We start from the raw sequence: 17,373 nt of genomic DNA on the forward strand, positions 1-17,373 counted from the left end.
ACGCATTTCTTTGTGAGATAACATATCTTCTGTGGAGTTTAGGTGTATATGTATGTAATAGAGACGTACCACAGCCATTGTGGCTGTATTCTTAATTTTATATGTAGTGGAAATCATAGGTGTTCGTCATCTGTTGTCCCCCACTCTTAATTCTTCTAGTTGATAAGCCTGAGGGAATACGGACACTTGTGACAAATAAAATCTAGTAATCAGAGATGAGAAGCTCTAGAAGAATGAAATGCACAAAGGCAAGTTCGTTGCTTTACAATGTGATTTTGCTAGGAATTTATAGAGTTGCTAATACTATTCTTATTTCCAAACTAACTATGCTTTCATTTCAATCTAATAGAATTAAATCGAATGAACCATGACTAAATCCTTAAATAGCAAACCTTGCATAATTATCAGTTATCTTAACACAATATTTTTGTATATTTTGTCACAATTTGTAATTTTTGTAATAATGATATAAAATAACTAGTAATCTATGCTGAACATAGGAGAAAAGTGCTGTAAACTAGTATCAGGAATTGGGATAAACGATACGTTTTTTAAGAAATAAAATGCCTGGGATTAGGAGTGTCTTTTGTTCCGGGCGCATAAATCCCTAATCATCAAGCTCTACCTGCGCCTCCGATTTGATCAGATGTGCTTTCATAAATTAGTACCTATCTTTTTGTCATCATCTAAAATTTCTTGTACTTTGACTTGAATCACCTGCTGAATATATATAGTGATGTATTTATGTGAGTCTTTCTAAAATAACTTTGATTACTATACTTCCCCACTGAAAATAAGTACTATTTAAAGATACAAAAAAGAAGTAGTAGTTAACTTAACTACTACTTCTTGAAATACTGTCCAGGCTCCATTTTGGAAATTAATTCTTTATTATGGAGAATAATACTTGTTTCCACATCATTTGTTGGAGCGATTTCAATCCATCTCATTCCTTGACCATTATCTTCTTCAGAAATTACACGAAACCCTACTTTATCAGTCCAAAAATTCAGTCCACAAATAACTCGTCACGCGCACCAGTTAGTGTAACAGGCTTAACATTGACACACCATTAAACAGTTCCCATCTGGGTCTTTAAAATTAAACCAGTGATTATTCTCAATTTCAGTTATTAATTCAACTTTTTTACTTTTCATATATTCATAGGCTTGTTTTATATTGTTAGTGTTGAAATGAAAAGGGGGAGTTTTGAAAATATTTTCCTCAGAATAAACCTTGCTATCTAATACTATACTTGTTCCCTCCATTGGTACTATATATAGATGACCTGATAATATTTCTCCACCAGCTTGTAACCCTACTATGTCACAATACCAATTTCGTGCTTCCTCAATATTGTTAACAGGAATAAAAATTGCTCCGATTTTATTTAATATAGGCTTCATAAGCTTCCTCCAAAATAAGTAATTGTTTTTTGGCACTAAAAATCACTTTCCTAATAGAAACATTCTACAAAAGCGTTTACAAACCTCTTTTTTTTTGATAATAGGAAAGGGAATTTATCAATACTGAAAAGAAAAAAACACTATATCCATTCCTAATACTAATAGATTGGAGAGTATTTCCCATTCACTTATAATTACCTAACTATTACAATTAATTTATTTCATTATTTGAGCGCGTAAAATTTCTATATAAATTTCTAAAACATTTTAGCGAATGAGAATTTTAAAGTAATTTATACTTGTAGAATAATATGAAATAGATAATCATTGGGGAATATCTATGAAAAAACTTATTCTAATAAGGGAAAAGCTCTTCTCAAATGAGTTGTGCAACTTTTTATGTTCGTATAATGAAACTTTTCATTATATCTAACGTATTAGTTTAACAAGGTGGTGAAGTGATGAATATTGGGAGTTGGGTAGCCATTGGATTATTTGATAATAAAAAGAAATAATTAGTTGCCTTATATGAGAGAATAACTACCATTTCTGCTTACCTTTGCATTTCAAACAGGCTTTTCACTTTAAATCTTCCCTTTTCATCAATGAAAATAATTCACATATTGTTAAATTTATCTTTATATCAATGAGAAGCTGCGTAAGCTAACTGTTTATGCATGTTTTTTTGAGGAGTGTGTTTGCATGGAAAATTGGATTACAAATACGATGGAGGAATTTGGATACCTCGGTATTTTTTTGCTTATTACTTTAGAAAATATCTTTCCTCCTATTCCATCTGAAGTTATCTTAACTTTTGGAGGATTTATGACAACATATACGAATCTGACAATTTTTGGCGTGGTAGCTATTTCTACTATTGGTTCAGTCTTTGGTGCAGTCGTTCTCTATTGGATTGGCACCTTGCTTGATATGAATAGAGTAGAAAAGATCGTTGACCGATGGGGCCATATTATTAGATTATCCAAAGAAGATTTACATAAAGCGAATAACTGGTTTTCTAAATTCGGAAATTGGACGGTCTTTTTTTGTCGATTTATTCCTTTGATTCGAAGTTTGATTTCCTTGCCAGCAGGAATGGCTCGGATGAATTTCAGCATTTTCTTATTATTAACCACTTTAGGTACGCTTATTTGGAATTTTATTCTGATCAAAATTGGCGCAATGGTTGGCGGATCGTGGGAGAATATCGTCCAGTATATGGATGTATATTCTAATGCTGTTTATGGAATTATAGCTGTTGCTGTTATTATCGCTATATGTCTATTTATTCGAAAAAGGTTGATGAAAGCTAAATAAGCAATCTGTCCTGTGTTGTTGCATGGACAGGGAATATTTTTTACGCAGGAGGTTTTCCATGAAGAAAGAAGACAAAATTCATGCTGAGAAAGTGTTAAAGCATTTATTTATTGGAGCGCAGGTCGATGGTCTTCAGTTTGGAATATCATCTAGATTAACAAAAATACATTTTACTAATTTCGAAGATTTAGTAGACTTTGGTGGACTGCTCTATTTAAACATTGAATCAAAATGGCATCTATATCATTCTCCTCCAGAAAAATATCCATTAAATGAAGAGGAGATGGAAGCCTATTCGGAGGAAGAAGAATTTAGTTGGATTTATCAAATCCGGAGACAAAAAGTTATGGAAATTAAACTGGATGTTAGTATTCCCCACCTAATTATTACATTGGAAAACGGATGCATTTTATTTGTGAATGGGAGTCATAATCAATTTGAATGCTGGCAGGCAGGCGTTGAATTTGACGATGGAGATTGGCTTGTCGTAGCTGTTCCTGGTAATGAAATTGCAGTTTGGAATCCTGACAATTTTTTGGATGATAAAAAAATAGCAGACGATGGATTATCCACCTCCTGCTATTTTACACGTCTATTTTCTAATTTATTCAAACCAAAATAATCTTAATTTCTCTGCATCCAATAGTGCAGAGCCATAAAATTATACATGAAGAGCTTCTTTTTTTAAAGGAGGCGCCATAAAATCTGGCTGGATTGGTTCTGAAATTGTATTTGTTAATATCTCCTCTATTTTCTTAAAATCCTCCAATGTTAAATGCCAATCATCGATACGATTTATTGTTTCCAATTGATCGGGACGACGTGCTCCTCTCAACGCAATCCCAGTTTCTGATTTATCTAAAACAAATCGAACAGCCAAATCAATTAATGGACGATTATATGCTTCTTGAGCATATTGTTCTAATTTATTCGCTGCTTCTATATATTGGTTAAATTTTGGCTGTTGAAATTTTGGATCGCTGTTTTTTCTCATATCATCTCCATGAAATACGCGGTCGCTTGTCATTTTGCCTGATAAAAGACCTCTGCATAATGAGCTGTAAAGGAAGAGTGTAGCATTTTCCTCCTTGCTGTAAGGAAAAACATCTCCTTCTGCTTCCCTCTCAAAAATATTATAAGGGGGCTGAATCGCATGGATTGGGGCAAATTCCTTAAACATTTCCATTTGCTCGATAGAAAAATTACTAACACCGATGCTGTGAATTTTGCCTTGTTCATATAAGGATTTCATAGCTTCCGCCGTTTCTTGCATTGGTAAAGCTGGATCTGGCCAATGTACAAAATATACATCTAAATAATCAGTCTGCAGCCTTTTCAGTGTTGCATCGATTTCATTCATGACTCTTTCTTTCGACCCATTTCGGAAAAGTTTTTTTCCTTGCCAATCTAGAGCACTTTTAGAGGTTAAGATAATCTCCTCTCTTTTTCCGATTTCTTTTAATGCTTTGCCAACCACTTCTTCCGAATGGCCTAACCCATAATCATCAGCAGTATCAACTACTGTCACCCCATTATCTAAAGCATAATGAATTAGATTTATTGCTTCTTCATCGTTGGTTCCGCCCCACATCATGCCACCAATTGGCCATGTGCCCAAACCGATTCGAGAAGTTTTTTTGTTAATCCCATTAATCGCTGTATATTCCATAATATCTCCTCCTTCTAATTATGAACTTATTAGACTCTTCCCTCTCAAACAAGTACAAAACATGTAAACGTTCATGTAAACGCATAAACATAAGAAGAAAATATTGGTAAGTAAAAACAATAACATTCATCTTCCTTGCATAGGGGAATGCTACTTTGTAAAAAATGTATACTGATCGAAAATTTTTGTATTTCGAGGCGTGACTTCTTGGGAGGAGCCGCGGGCAACAGGAAAGTTGGTCAGAACGAAGTTTTCATAGGCTCGAAGGATGCGAGTCTTTCGACATAAATAAACGAGAAATTAGGTCGACCAAGTATTGATCCGGTTATATTAATTAAATTGACCTTTATTCCATATACCTTTGGTATTCGATCTATACGGAAAACAATAGAAGAAATAGAGACTAAAATGGCTTATCGGTGGTTTTTAGGATATGGATTTCATGATAAAGTACCACATTTCTCTACATTCAGCAAAAACTATGAACGTCAATTCCCCGAAGAAATTAGCAACAAAATACAATTTAAACTAAAAAGGGATTCAGAATGAGACCATTCTGAACCCCTTTTGTCGACAAACTGAAAGGATGGTTATTTAAACCATCCCTTCTCTTTAAACCTCGATATCGCTTCAATTCTATTTTTTACTTCTAATTTCTCTAATATCATGCTGATATAATTGCGTACTGTACCTGTTTTAATAGAAAGCTGATCCGCTATTTCTTTCGTGTTTTTTCCATCTGCGACAAGTGTCAGTACCTCTTTTTCCCGTTCTGTCAGTGGATTTTCTTCTTTATAGACATCATCAATCAGCTCAGGAGCATAGATACGTCTGCCATTCATCACACTGCGAATGCTGCTTGCTAATTCATCACTCGGACTATCCTTCAATAAATAACCGCTAACACCTGATTTTAAGGCACGCTGAAAGTAGCCGGAACGGGCAAAAGTAGTTAATATAATGACTTTGCAGTTTTCCATTTTTAATTCTTCTGCCGCTTCCAATCCCGTGATTCCTGGCATTTCAATATCCATAATACAAATATCAGGCTGCAGTTTATGGACCAATGCGATGGCTTCTGAACCGTTATTGGCTTTTCCAACCACTTTCATATCCTCTTCTAGATCAAGTAAAGAACCTAATGCACCTAAAAGAAGCCTCTGATCCTCCGCTATCACAATGGTTATCATATAAACTCCTCCTTTTCTATTTGTTTCCCATCTTTTGGAACTTTTATTTTTAATATAGTGCCATTGGATGTTGCTACATCTAAGCTTCCATTAACAAATTCCAAACGTTCGCGCATTCCTACTAAACCATGTCCTTTAGAAAAATCTTTCTCTGTTACAGTAGCAGTACCGTTGTCTTTTATGAGAAGCATAACTTCAGTAGATGTTTCATTTATTTCTACTGTGCAAGCAGTTGCTCCACTATGTTTTACTATATTCGTTACTCCTTCTTTTAAACACATGCTTAAAATATTCTCTGCAATAGAAGACACATTGGTTAGATTCATTTCTTCCTTACAAATAAACTGAATATCTGCAGCTTGGAGAATTTGTTTAACCAGATACATTTCTTCTTTTAGTTTTATGCCTCGCATTTGAGAAACCATTTTCCTTACTTCATTTAAGGCCGTTCGAGCAGTCTGCTGCACATCCTTTAATTCTGAACGGGCTTTTTCTGGATCTTTATTAAGCAGCTTTTTCGCTAAATCTGCTTTTAAGCCAATAAGAGATAGTTTCTGTCCTAATGTATCATGCAGATCTCGAGCTATACGCTGCCTTTCTTCTAACTTTCCAAATTCGGAAATTCGTTTATTCGCATCTTCCAGCTTTTCCTCCAATTGCCCTCTTTCTTTTCGGTTGTGAATCGTTAATGGCAATAAAATGACACCGAACCAAATGATCAACACAAAAGGCAGCTGCTTAAATAATAATTCATCATGCATAAAGATTTTCAAATTAATCACTGAAGACATCAATACTAATTGTACGATATATAATATTGAAAATGGGATCAGCTTTTTTATATTGCCAATAAAATAAGATAAAAAAAAGGCAAAGTAGACGTAGCTGTATAAATAAGCCGCGGTAACAGAAATGGACAGTAACAAGGATGTCCATATATAAATCGTCCACCCTTTAGCCGTATATACTATTCGATAAAATAGAAAGAACATAGTAGTTAAGATAATGCCAGTGACTACATCTATGGTGGAAGAAGCGTGAAAAATAAAATAAAAGGGCAATATGGTGAGAAGCGTCCATATATATGGAGAAATTCCCGTACTTTTCTTAAGTACTTTTAGTTTTTTAATCATATTAACCTCTCATTATGTCATAGTATATTTCCAACCACCTTCTCATTGTGCTTTGCCCTCTTCATTCCTTGAGGAGGGAGTCTTCAGTCGGGAAATGATAAACAAACAGCATTGTTTAATAGCATGTAAAAAACTGCTTATTAAAGAGAAATGCTGTTTGTTTAATATAGTATTTACATTTCCGGTTTGGAAGATATCTTTGAAATAGTTGGTTTGAACTTTTTTAGTTCTGAGAAAGGGATAAACTGGTTCTTTTTTTCATCCCATAAATGAAATCTTAATGAACGCAAACTTGTTTTCAATGTGATGGTCGGCACATTTTGAAGTGGCGTTGTTTTATTATGAACTTCTTCTAATAAATAGTTCGGCACTCTTGGACTTAAATGATGAACATGATGATAGCCAATATTGCCAGTTAGCCATTGCATCCATCTTGGCAATTTATAAAAGGAGCTACCTTCAATAGCTGCTTTCACGTAATCCCATTCTCCATCTTCCTCAAAATAAGTATCCTCAAATGTATGCTGTACATAAAACAACCAAACACCAATAATGCCAGAAATGAGGAAAATAGGTATTTGTACAAGCAAAAATGATGACCATCCAAGTGTTTCACCAAGCAATACTACAAGTAAAACGATGGAAATATTCGTTATATACGTATTAACACGTTCTTTCCAACGGGCATTTTTTCTATTAAATCTGTTCATGATTAAAAACTCGTAAATTGGACCTAATAAGAACATAATAAAAGGATTCCGGTATAAACGATATTTTATTTTCGTTATAATAGAAGCTTGTATATATTCATTAACAGTCAGCATCCATAAATCTCCAACTCCTCGCTTATCTAAATTGCTGCTTGTTGCATGATGGATGGAATGACTGTGCTGCCATTTATTATATGGAAACATGGTAAGAATACCTGTTATCAGACCTACTACTTTATTGGCACGACGGTTTTTAAAAAAAGAGAAATGACAGCAATCATGGAATATAATAAAAACCCTCGTCAAAAAAGCTGCAGCAAAAATCGTTATCACGAATGTTAAGAAATAAGAGATCGATAAACTTTTATAAGCAAGGTACCACAGCAAAACGAACGGCAAAATAGTATTGAATATTTGCCATATGCTGTTATGGATTGTTGACTTTTCATATGGGGCAATGGCTTTACGCAAATGCTTTAAATTTTGAATATTCATAGTTAATTCCCCTTTTTCTTCTCGTTATCTCTATTTTAAAAAAAAGGGTGTTTTTTTTGCAGACATACATGTCATGTACACTATATGACGAATGTCATATAAGAGTGAAGACGAAGTATCATTTGAACAAACTCCAGGCAGGTTGAGACATAAATGATGCATAACAATCGACGAAGACATAAGTATAGATATCTCCCTATCACAAATAATAATAAAGTGAACCTTTCCTTCAGTGGGGTTTTCTTCATCCCCCACTGATGGTTAGTTGAACTTATCGGACCTTTACGGGCGAGTTTCAACACCTAGCTTCCTCGATTTCTCAGCATCATAGAGGTGGGGGTCTTACTGCCCGTTAAGAGTGGGATAAAATAATACAAAGGAGTTGCTGTATGAAAATAACAAAAACATATATGGTTGTCTGTACAATGCTTGTTTCTTTGTTCGATTGCATGATGATTCCTGTGCATAAAAGTGAAGCATCCCCGGCACCTAAAGCAGCCATTACAGCCGCAGATTATCATAACAACAAAAATTTAACTTATCCTATTGTTTCTACTATTAATAATGAGGTCGAAAAGAAAATCAATCAAGTATTGACAGACCATATGAAAAAATCTGAATTAGCTTATTATAAGTTGATGAAACAAATGCTGGAAGATAAAAAAAAAGGACTTTTGCAACGACTCTCCCTCTAGGTCCCAATATGAATACGTTACGAACTTTGAAGTAAAATACAATCATAAAAACAAACTCAGCATTCTTTTTAATGATTATCAGTTTACTGGAGGTGCTCATGGAAATACAATCATCACAACTTATAATTTTAATTTGCAAAATGGCGATATATATACTTTGGATGATTTTTTCACATCCCCTCAAACATATAAAAAGGTAACGGCCTATGAAAAAAATTATATGCTTAAATACCCGGATATCTTTTATCCAGAAACAAAGGAATTTTATTCTTTTACCGTCACGAATCAAACATCCTTTTATTTTGCAGATGATGGATTGTATTTAATTTTTCAACAATACGAAGTAGGCCCATATGTTTCTGGAAAACCAATTATAAAAATTCCTACTTCTATTTATAAGTAATGATAAAGAAGGAAAGCAAATTATTGCTTTCCTCCAAGCTATCGACATACGGTCGCTTCCTTCGTTGTTCACCTTACTCGGATTGCTCATTACTGGGTAACAGAGGATGAACCTTAAAGGAAAACCGACTAACTTCGCCACGTCCTTATGTCTTCGTCGATTGACTACCATCCTGCTAGCCTGTGACAACGTCGTTCTAATCAACCTTCTGTTGCCCGCCGCTCCTCGTCATGAACTTCACACTGTGATGCGACAACCGCTTTCGATCAGCCTGAGGGTTCTGAAAAAATGAGATTGTCTACACTCTGCAAGGAAAGCAAATTATTGCTCCCCCTCTTTTTTTTGCTTATTAATCTCCTCTTTTAATTTACTTTCTGGTGCAAATTTTTCTTCCCAATGAGGTGGTTTGATAATTTTCCCATCCTCTTTTCGAAAACGAGGCTTTCCATCTTCAAATAACTTCCCCATATTTGCGTCTTGAACAATCTTAAATAAATTGAATGGCTCGACGCCGGCAATAACAAAGCTTCCTTGGTTAAAATACTCAATATCAGTTAATGCATCCATTTGTGCGACTAATACATCTTCAATCGGTTTTTTTTGAGTCATTATTTTATCAGCGGCACTATTCAACCCATCAAGGAAGCTTGCAAATAAATGTTTAAATGACTCTTCCTCTCCATTCACTGTAGCATATAAAAATTCAACAATTTCTTCTCCTGTCCATACAGCCCGGTTAAGTGCTGTCTTCTCATCAATTGCTGCTGGAGCATCTGCTACACTATGTCCAAATGCTTGATGAAATTCTTTTACCATACGATACATTTTATTATTATCCTGACTCATAATATCTCCTTTAACTCTTTTTTGAACTGCAACTATTTTAACATAGTATTGTCAATCATTTCACCTATTTAAAAGAATTATAGTCACAGGAATTGCAGACTTTTATATAACACGGTATTTCATTACAAAATTCTGTTAGTTTTATGATACTTGTAAACATTGATTTACTAGCATTTAAGCCCCTGTTATAATACTAAATAGAGAGAGGTGTTTTATCAATGGAGATATTTAGTATTCAAGAGCTAAATGAAGTAATACGGCATGTCGAAATTGAAGGTCAAGGAGGTATTTATAAAGAGGAAACTGGCCAGCAACCAAAGGATCATCCTAAAGAATTTCTTAATCGAATTGAAAATCATAGTTCGGATAATCAATTAATAAACAAAATAAAAGGATTAACCGAGGATGAAGCACTTCATATTTTTGTAAAGTCTGTATATGTTGTTCGTATAAAGCAATTGGAAAGCAATCATTATATTGAAGAAAATGGAATTATTTATAAGGTATTTGAAGATTATTTAGTGGAAACTCCTACACATTCATAATGATATTTTGAGCAATAAAAATGTCCCATAGATTTCCCCACTTTACACGGATGCAACATATGCAGTAAAAGTGCTCTGTCTTCTATTGGGACATCTTATCCTATATTCCTAATCATTTTTTTGATAAATTTAATCCCTCCACCACCTACATAAACATTTCTTCACCATTATTTTCAGCGAATTTGTTTATTAATATTTTTTGCCAATTGTTCAGCTTTGGTTTTTTTTACATAAAGATTCATATATTTTTTATTTGCGATTAAATTATCTTTCCAGGTTGAATTCGTCATCTTCTTCTTTAACTCTTGAAAAATGTACATAATAAACACACCCTTCATTCGTTATTTAATATCCTTTACCCCATTTATATCGTATTAAACATTTTCTCTTCCTATCTTTCTGTTTTTATCCCACTCTTAACGGTCAGTAAAACCCCCACCTCAAGTTGCTGAGAAATTGAGGTGGGGGATAATTGCCCGTTAAGGTCCGAGGGAGATACTCAAACGAAGGTCGCCAGTTCCTGTGGCAGGTTTGTGTGATCCACAACCTGTGGACCGCAACCTTTCCAACAGTGGGGGATGCAAGAAAACCCCACTACTAGAAGGTTCACTTTATTTTTTTCACTAAAAAGGAACGAAAATTGTCTTCTGCTTTAGAAGTAGGTACAATAAAGTGACACTTATGAATAAAGCAAAGGAAGGATTATAAATGGAAATTAGGCAGTTAAAGTATTTTATCGAAGTAGTTAAACACAAAAATATTACGAAAGCGTCAGAATCGCTGCATATTTCCCAGCCTGCACTAAGTAAAGTGATTAAAAGTCTGGAGGAAGAAATAGGCATTACTTTAATTCATCGTTCCAATAAAACGCATGAATTAACAGATGCTGGCCAAATCGTTTTTGACTATGCAAAGAAAATCATCGCACAAGTGGATGAAATGTCTACTACATTGCTTGATATGACGAATCTGAGAAGGGGCAGCATCAATATCGGCATCCCTCCCATTATTGGAAGCTTATTCTTTCCAAGAGTTATTGCATCATTCCATCGTTCTTATCCGAACATACAAATCAATATTAAAGAATATGGTGCTGCAAAAGTTGCCAAAAGTGTAGAAGCGGGAGAATTTGAGATAGGAGTATCTGTGCTTCCTATTTCCAACGATGCATTAAATATTTTTCCTTTTGTTCAGGAAGAAATGAAATTAATTGTGAATGAACAACACCCTTTATCATCAAGAAAAGTGGTTCACATGAAAGAATTAAAAGAGGAAGAATTTATTTTTTACAGTGAAGAATTCGCTCTTTATGAAATTATGCGAAAAAAATGCATTCATGCAGGCTTTGAACCAAATATTATATTTAGAAGTTCACAATGGGATTTTATTGTAGAAATTGTTGCTGCTAATTTAGGGATCACTATGCTGCCGCAATCCATATGCAATAGAACGAATAATAGCCAAGTTAGCATAATTGATTTAAAACCCGTGACAAAATGGGAATTAGCCATTATCACGAAAAAAGACCGTTACCTTACTGAAGCTGGAAGAAGGTTTATTGATTTTGTATTAAAATAGTCAATGATCAGAAAATCTTCACATTTTCTGATCATTGACTATTTTTCTCTTGACAAAAAAGACAGCTCTCCTTTTCTATCATTACCAAAATGTAAGATTTTACATTCCCATCATAACTTTTAGTTATATTAAATATAATTAGTATGTATTTTACGAATAACATCAAAAGTCGTATGATTATTTTATCAAGAATAAATAATATTTGGCATCTATGTATGTTTTTTACCTGAAGGGAAATGATGAATTATCATGTTGAAGTTTATTATTATTATCGCTCAAATTTTATTTATCCATGTATTCCTTTTTATTGGAATGGCGATTAAGCTTGTCATACCTCTTCCTATACCAGCTTCTATGGTTGGTTTAATAATATTATTAGCCTGTTTGGTGACAAAAATAGTCAAAATTGAATGGGTGGAAAAAGGTGCAGCTTGGCTATTGGCAGAACTCTTATTATTTTTTATCCCTTCTGCGGTTGGAATCGTCAACTATGATGAAATTCTTAATATAAAAGGTATTGAAACAGTTTTATTAATAGCTGTTAGTACATTTGTTGTAATGATCGCTACAGGATTTACTGCTGAAAAAATTTACAATAGAAAGAGAAGTCTTCCTAAATGAAAATAATTTTATTAACAGCTATCACTTATTTATTTTATCTAATTTCTAAATGGGGATATAAAAAATGGAACAATCCGCTTTTTAGCCCATTGCTCTTAACACCTTTGCTATTGATTGCTTTTATTACCATTTTTCATATTTCAGCAGGCAGCTATTTGCAGTCTTCCAAACTATTAACACATTTATTAGGTCCTGCAACGATTGCGTTTGCTGTACCAATTTATAAGCATCGACTATTATTAAAGAAATATTATATGATCATTTTAGTCAGTGTAACAACAGGTACCATTGTAGCTATCATATCTTCCTATTTTTTATCTATACTAATCAACCTTCAATCAGATTTTATTATTAGTATTATTCCAAGATCGATTACTACTCCCATTGCAATTGAAGTTTCACAAGATATTGGAGGTCTCCCAACCTTAACAACTGTTTTTGTTATATTAACAGGAATTATCGGCGGAATTATCGGGCCGTATGCAATAAAATTATTAGCACTGAAATCTTCTATTGCGAAAGGATTAACTTTAGGAATGGGTGCCCATGGTGTTGGGACATCAAAAGCGATGGAAATCGGGGAACAAGAAGCAACTTTTTCAACATTAGCAATGATACTAGCAGCTTGGATTACTGTCGTATGGGGAAGTTCTTTAATTCCACTATTAATGAACGTAATGAGCAGCAGTTAACTTCTGTTGATTATTAACATTATACTAAGCATGTGAAACACATTCACATGCTTTTTGTATTTTAAATCTCATCTAAATTTCTAAAAGAAAGTCTTTTATCCATAATCCAACAGTAAAGCCTATCTAACGATGCCTCGGTTGAGCAAAATTCATTCGACACATGGACCAATTAAACGTAGTTTTTTGTATTTCATCAAAAGCATCCCACAAGTTATTTACTAATCGCAATTCGACATTTCGTTTAAACAATTCTTGAAAAAGATCAACTGCCTCCCATTTCACAATTGGAAATTGCACTGTTTCACTTATATAATAGCCGGCATTTTTATCTTGAAGTCTAAATTACTTTTTATCAAATTCATACAAATATAACGTTGTATTTCTTATGCTGTTAAACCATTTATGCTCCATAACTACTACGTGCGAACATGATTTCGATGACATATATTTCTGACTATCTTATGTCAGATGTGATAGCTCCAATATGATAACAAACACGAGGACAATTTCTCGGGGTTAAAAAGTTGGGCAGGCAATTCTCCTCTATTGCCCAGACGAGCCCTTTTGTCTGATCTAAATCTTTTCGGTTTGGTAATCTGGGATGAAACACTTGAATATCATTTTCTTCACTTACATGAAATATTTGCATCTACTGGCCCCTTATGAAGAACTGTTTCTGATCGGTTCAATAAGAAAAGGATAAAACCCAAAAGAGTTTTATCCTTTTTTTATAATTATTTAGAATATATACTATTGTTGTTAACTACTTGAAGTTCTCTTTTAGTTTGTTCCATGTCACTTCCGCAAATTGGGCACTTTGGTGTTTCACTGCTTTTAAAGTTGTCCCGAATCCAACATTTACACGTTTCTGATACACAATCCCAAACGATAACTTCTTCTTTTACCACTTCTTCATTATTTTTTCTACCAAAACCCATTGCCAAATGAAGCACCTCCATGAAGCTTTTTTAAAATAAAAAACACTTGTCAAAAAAGGAAAAACTTCTAAAGTCCTTACAACAAGCGGCAAAGATATAAAATGGACTTATCTTCCTATTATAACATATTTCATAATTTTGTAAACCCCCTGCAAAAAAGATGCAATTTATACCGATGTATTGAGCTGCTCAAAAATAGTAAAGAAAAGGATTGGCTATAATGGCAGAATGTATGATATTATTTTCAGGGATAATAAAAGAGCTGTTTTGAATATGATTATGGTTTATCGTCGTCTTTATAGAATATAACCAGCACTATATGACATAATAGAACAACTATCATTTACCCAAATACTACTAGAAAAAGCTAATTGAGGAGGAAATCATGATAATCAATGAATTTACAGTAGAAAAACTAAACGATCCAACAGGGATTCTTTCAGGTGATCGATATGAGTTTTTTTTAACAATTGTGGTAGATGAAGAAGACGATCTCTCTACAGAGGATAGCTTACAACTTAAGGTTTTATTTTTAGTAGAGGAAGAAATAAAAAAGGTTTTAAATTACCACTTCTATAATAGCAGCCAAGATAAATATTTGGATTTTGCCTTAGATGAAGAAGAATTAGCAGAGATTTACACTTTCTGCACAGAACATTATACAGAAGCCAACTAAAAAAGCTAAGGCTCTCGACAAACTGAATCAGGCTGCTGTACAGCCTGATTTTTTTCACCTATTACACCTCTAAAGATTTACCATCTTCTACAATATGATGCATTAAATGAGCTAAATAATGAATGGGACCGAAAGCATCCTCTTCAAGCTCTTCCTCGTCCAATTGCAGATCATTTAAGTGCAATGCGATAAACTGATAAAAATCTTTTAATTCGAAGGAATAGCAAGCTGAAGGTGCTTCTTGTTCTTCTTCATACTGGAGAACAAGGTAAGACTCTTTGCCCTGTTCATCAATCGCGTCAAAATAAATAAAAAATCCAATATTTGTATCCAATTCAAATAGTTGTCTTGTCCCGCCGCTTGTAACCTTATTAAAATCATCTTCGTTTAATTTTGCGACGTTCATATTTGCTATGCCATCTTCTTTATGGAATTCTACTGTATATTCTTTCATCACAACACACCTCTTTCATTTTTCTATTGTAAACAATCTTTATCTAGATAGCAAAAAATAACAGGTGTGAATTCTATTTGTCTTCACTAAGAAAGCCCGCTGCATGCAGCGGGCTTTCTATTATTATTTATAGTTTCGTTACTTTTACAGCTTGTGGTCCACGTCCACCTTGCTCAATGTCGAAACTAACTTCTTGGCCTTCATCCAATGTTTTAAATCCTTCTGTTTCAATAGCAGAATAGTGTACAAATACATCCTCTCCACCTTCTACTTCAATGAATCCAAAACCTTTTTCAGAATTAAACCATTTTACTTTACCTGTTGCCATTTTATTGCCTCCTAGATTTAAATAAAGACGGATATTCAGAATATCCTTCGTTTATTCAGTTTACCCATTTTTCGCATGTTTATTCGAAATTTGGATAAAAATCTAATTCTTACAATAACACAGCAAACATATTACCCATTACTGCGGTTTCTGCTTCTTCTTTCTCCGCCTGATCCTTTGCGGCTGCGATCAAAACTGCGTTCTCCGCCACGGTCATTGCGACGACGGCGTCCACTTCCAGAACGATGGTCTTTTTTCGGTTTTTTGCTGCGAAGCGGCTCAACCGCTGTTAATTTAACTGGTGTTGCATCAGGTTCTTTTGTTAATAATTTTAATGCTGCAGCTAATAACGTTACAGAATCCTGATCTTCCAACAACGTTTCAGCAACACGTTTATATTCTGCATATTGATTTTCTTCAATTGTTTTCGCAATTTTGTTGATCGTAGCTTGCTGATTACCAGCTAACACATCTGTTAAAGATGGAAGCGGCTTTTTCGACATTTTCTTTTTTGTTACATTTTCGATAATACGTAAATGATCTACTTCCCTTGGTGAAACAAATGTAACAGCCAATCCTTTTTTACCAGCACGTCCAGTACGGCCAATTCGATGCACATAGCTTTCTGGATCTTGTGGAATATCAAAATTGTATACATGGGAAACGCCGCTAATATCTAATCCACGCGCCGCAACATCCGTAGCAACCATAATATCAATGCTTTGCTCTTTAAAACGGCGGATTACCTGATCACGTTTACCTTGAGGAATATCACCATGAATACCTTCTGCTGAGTAGCCGCGTTTAATAAGACCTTCCACTACTTCATCAACACGCTTTTTTGTACGACCGAAAACGATTGCTAACTCTGGTGATTGGATATCTAAAAGGCTGCATAAAACATCAAATTTTTGACGCTCTTGCACTTCCATGTATTGCTGCTCAATATTCGTAACAGTCATTTCTTTTGCTTTTACTTTTACTAATGCCGGCTCTGTCATAAAACGCTCTGCCAAAGATTGAATTCGTTTAGGCATTGTTGCTGAGAACAAAAGTGTTTGACGGCTGTCTGGCGTTTCACTTAAGATTCTTTCGATATCCTCAATAAAACCCATGTTTAGCATTTCATCTGCTTCGTCTAGTACGATCATTTTTATATCTTGTAAACGTATTGTTTTGCGTTCAATATGATCGATTAAACGGCCTGGAGTTGCTGCAATAATTTCCGGCTTTTTCTTTAATCCACGAATTTGACGGTTGATATCCTGTCCACCGTAAATTGGCAATGTACGAATGCCTTTTACAGCACCAATACGGTTTAATTCTTCCGCAACTTGGACTGCTAATTCTCTAGTCGGCGCAATAACCAACCCTTGTATTGCTTTACCAACTTCTATTTTTTCTAATAACGGAACACCAAAAGCTGTTGTTTTTCCTGTCCCTGTTTGTGCTTGTCCGATCATATCTTTGCCGGAAAGTGCAATTGGAATAGATTCCGCTTGAATTGGTGTTGGTTCCTCGAACCCCATGTTAGATAATGCCTTTTCTAAACTATTGCTTAATTGAAAATCTGAAAAAGTTGTCAATACTTTTTCCTCCTTAGTATTTGCTCTGCAAATCGATACTTCTTATAGGAATATGTCGAAGCATACAGAATGTTTTATTGTAAAAGGGATT

General features: G+C 34.3%; 20 protein-coding genes and 4 pseudogenes. 10 read left to right on the top strand and 14 right to left on the bottom strand.

The window, feature by feature from the left end; all coding sequences use genetic code 11:
- Window positions 1–863: 863 nt before the first annotated feature.
- Both ACTYBU_RS15300 and ACTYBU_RS15305 read right to left on the bottom strand, forming a co-directional pair.
- Window positions 864–1,022, bottom strand: a pseudogene (locus ACTYBU_RS15300) (VOC family protein); the annotation flags it as partial.
- 33 nt (window positions 1,023–1,055) lie between these two features.
- Window positions 1,056–1,406: a VOC family protein gene (locus ACTYBU_RS15305; protein ID WP_445491067.1), complete on the bottom strand. Its 351-nt coding sequence runs from the start codon at window positions 1,404–1,406 to the stop codon at window positions 1,056–1,058.
- A gap of 702 nt (window positions 1,407–2,108) precedes the next feature.
- Here ACTYBU_RS15305 and ACTYBU_RS15310 point away from each other — a divergent pair.
- Window positions 2,109–2,723 (top strand): DedA family protein, encoded by a 615-nt coding sequence (locus ACTYBU_RS15310; RefSeq protein WP_445491068.1) that lies wholly within the window; start codon window positions 2,109–2,111, stop codon window positions 2,721–2,723.
- Between the two features lie 58 nt (window positions 2,724–2,781).
- Window positions 2,782–3,264: pseudogene (locus tag ACTYBU_RS15315) on the top strand (hypothetical protein); the annotation flags it as partial.
- A gap of 120 nt (window positions 3,265–3,384) precedes the next feature.
- Here the strand turns inward: ACTYBU_RS15315 and ACTYBU_RS15320 are convergent.
- Entirely contained in the window at window positions 3,385–4,392 is a 1,008-nt protein-coding gene (locus tag ACTYBU_RS15320; protein ID WP_445491070.1) for an aldo/keto reductase, read from the bottom strand.
- A 303-nt stretch (window positions 4,393–4,695) separates the two neighbouring features.
- Here ACTYBU_RS15320 and ACTYBU_RS15325 point away from each other — a divergent pair.
- Window positions 4,696–4,893, top strand: a pseudogene (locus ACTYBU_RS15325) (transposase); the annotation flags it as partial.
- Window positions 4,894–4,982: 89 nt separating this feature from the next.
- On the opposite strand, the gene ACTYBU_RS15330 reads toward ACTYBU_RS15325, so the two are convergent.
- From ACTYBU_RS15330 to ACTYBU_RS15340, 3 genes are all read right to left on the bottom strand, one after another.
- Entirely contained in the window at window positions 4,983–5,582 is a 600-nt protein-coding gene (locus ACTYBU_RS15330; protein ID WP_445491072.1) for a response regulator, read from the bottom strand.
- Window positions 5,579–6,715 carry a sensor histidine kinase gene (locus ACTYBU_RS15335; RefSeq protein ID WP_445491073.1) on the bottom strand — a complete coding sequence of 379 codons (1,137 nt, stop codon included), beginning with the start codon at window positions 6,713–6,715 and terminating at the stop codon, window positions 5,579–5,581. Before ACTYBU_RS15335 ends, ACTYBU_RS15330 begins: the two co-directional genes overlap by 4 nt.
- A gap of 173 nt (window positions 6,716–6,888) precedes the next feature.
- Window positions 6,889–7,920, bottom strand: a complete 1,032-nt coding sequence (locus ACTYBU_RS15340) for a fatty acid desaturase (protein WP_445491075.1) — start codon at window positions 7,918–7,920, stop codon at window positions 6,889–6,891.
- Between the two features lie 389 nt (window positions 7,921–8,309).
- Between ACTYBU_RS15340 and ACTYBU_RS15345 the strand changes: the two genes are divergently transcribed.
- Complete coding sequence (locus ACTYBU_RS15345; protein ID WP_445491076.1) at window positions 8,310–8,615, top strand: hypothetical protein; 306 nt, start codon at window positions 8,310–8,312, stop codon at window positions 8,613–8,615.
- Window positions 8,578–9,018, top strand: coding sequence for a DUF3298 domain-containing protein (locus tag ACTYBU_RS15350; RefSeq protein ID WP_445491185.1), 441 nt, complete (start codon window positions 8,578–8,580; stop codon window positions 9,016–9,018). The genes ACTYBU_RS15345 and ACTYBU_RS15350 overlap by 38 nt, the downstream gene beginning before the upstream one ends.
- A gap of 321 nt (window positions 9,019–9,339) precedes the next feature.
- On the opposite strand, the gene ACTYBU_RS15355 is transcribed toward ACTYBU_RS15350, so the two are convergent.
- Window positions 9,340–9,864, bottom strand: a complete 525-nt coding sequence (locus ACTYBU_RS15355) for an HAD family hydrolase (protein WP_445491077.1) — start codon at window positions 9,862–9,864, stop codon at window positions 9,340–9,342.
- 218 nt (window positions 9,865–10,082) lie between these two features.
- Between ACTYBU_RS15355 and ACTYBU_RS15360 the strand changes: the two genes are divergently transcribed.
- Entirely contained in the window at window positions 10,083–10,409 is a 327-nt protein-coding gene (locus tag ACTYBU_RS15360) for a hypothetical protein (RefSeq protein ID WP_445491079.1), read from the top strand.
- A 173-nt stretch (window positions 10,410–10,582) separates the two neighbouring features.
- On the opposite strand, the gene ACTYBU_RS15365 is transcribed toward ACTYBU_RS15360, so the two are convergent.
- Window positions 10,583–10,747 carry a hypothetical protein gene (locus ACTYBU_RS15365; RefSeq protein ID WP_445491080.1) on the bottom strand — a complete coding sequence of 55 codons (165 nt, stop codon included), beginning with the start codon at window positions 10,745–10,747 and terminating at the stop codon, window positions 10,583–10,585.
- A gap of 370 nt (window positions 10,748–11,117) precedes the next feature.
- Between ACTYBU_RS15365 and ACTYBU_RS15370 the strand changes: the two genes are divergently transcribed.
- The 3 genes from ACTYBU_RS15370 (at window position 11,118) to ACTYBU_RS15380 (ending at window position 13,300) form a co-directional block, all read left to right on the top strand.
- Complete coding sequence (locus tag ACTYBU_RS15370; protein ID WP_445491082.1) at window positions 11,118–11,987, top strand: LysR substrate-binding domain-containing protein; 870 nt, start codon at window positions 11,118–11,120, stop codon at window positions 11,985–11,987.
- A 249-nt stretch (window positions 11,988–12,236) separates the two neighbouring features.
- The gene (locus ACTYBU_RS15375; protein WP_445491084.1) at window positions 12,237–12,608 is read left to right on the top strand and encodes a CidA/LrgA family protein; all 372 of its coding nucleotides are present in this window, start codon (window positions 12,237–12,239) and stop codon (window positions 12,606–12,608) included.
- Window positions 12,605–13,300, top strand: coding sequence for an LrgB family protein (locus tag ACTYBU_RS15380; RefSeq protein ID WP_445491085.1), 696 nt, complete (start codon window positions 12,605–12,607; stop codon window positions 13,298–13,300). The genes ACTYBU_RS15375 and ACTYBU_RS15380 overlap by 4 nt, the downstream gene beginning before the upstream one ends.
- A gap of 123 nt (window positions 13,301–13,423) precedes the next feature.
- On the opposite strand, the pseudogene ACTYBU_RS15385 reads toward ACTYBU_RS15380, so the two are convergent.
- From ACTYBU_RS15385 to ACTYBU_RS15395, 3 genes and pseudogenes are all read right to left on the bottom strand, one after another.
- Window positions 13,424–13,744: pseudogene (locus tag ACTYBU_RS15385) on the bottom strand (DUF6886 family protein).
- 10 nt (window positions 13,745–13,754) lie between these two features.
- Window positions 13,755–13,949: a DUF6886 family protein gene (locus tag ACTYBU_RS15390; RefSeq protein ID WP_445491086.1), complete on the bottom strand. Its 195-nt coding sequence runs from the start codon at window positions 13,947–13,949 to the stop codon at window positions 13,755–13,757.
- Window positions 13,950–14,034: 85 nt separating this feature from the next.
- Window positions 14,035–14,238, bottom strand: a complete 204-nt coding sequence (locus ACTYBU_RS15395) for a cold-inducible protein YdjO-related protein (RefSeq protein ID WP_445491186.1) — start codon at window positions 14,236–14,238, stop codon at window positions 14,035–14,037.
- Between the two features lie 385 nt (window positions 14,239–14,623).
- Between ACTYBU_RS15395 and ACTYBU_RS15400 the strand changes: the two genes are divergently transcribed.
- Window positions 14,624–14,914 (top strand): DUF6509 family protein, encoded by a 291-nt coding sequence (locus tag ACTYBU_RS15400; RefSeq protein WP_445491088.1) that lies wholly within the window; start codon window positions 14,624–14,626, stop codon window positions 14,912–14,914.
- A gap of 61 nt (window positions 14,915–14,975) precedes the next feature.
- Here ACTYBU_RS15400 and ACTYBU_RS15405 read toward each other — a convergent pair whose 3' ends face one another.
- The 3 genes from ACTYBU_RS15405 to ACTYBU_RS15415 all read right to left on the bottom strand — a co-directional run bounded on the left by ACTYBU_RS15405 (window position 14,976) and on the right by ACTYBU_RS15415 (window position 17,282).
- Window positions 14,976–15,368 (bottom strand): cytosolic protein, encoded by a 393-nt coding sequence (locus ACTYBU_RS15405; RefSeq protein WP_445491089.1) that lies wholly within the window; start codon window positions 15,366–15,368, stop codon window positions 14,976–14,978.
- Window positions 15,369–15,495: 127 nt separating this feature from the next.
- Complete coding sequence (locus ACTYBU_RS15410) at window positions 15,496–15,696, bottom strand: cold-shock protein (RefSeq protein ID WP_443479817.1); 201 nt, start codon at window positions 15,694–15,696, stop codon at window positions 15,496–15,498.
- 131 nt (window positions 15,697–15,827) lie between these two features.
- Window positions 15,828–17,282 carry a DEAD/DEAH box helicase gene (locus tag ACTYBU_RS15415; protein WP_445491090.1) on the bottom strand — a complete coding sequence of 485 codons (1,455 nt, stop codon included), beginning with the start codon at window positions 17,280–17,282 and terminating at the stop codon, window positions 15,828–15,830.
- Window positions 17,283–17,373 lie beyond the last annotated feature (91 nt).

The organism is Niallia sp. 03133 (assembly GCF_052663225.1).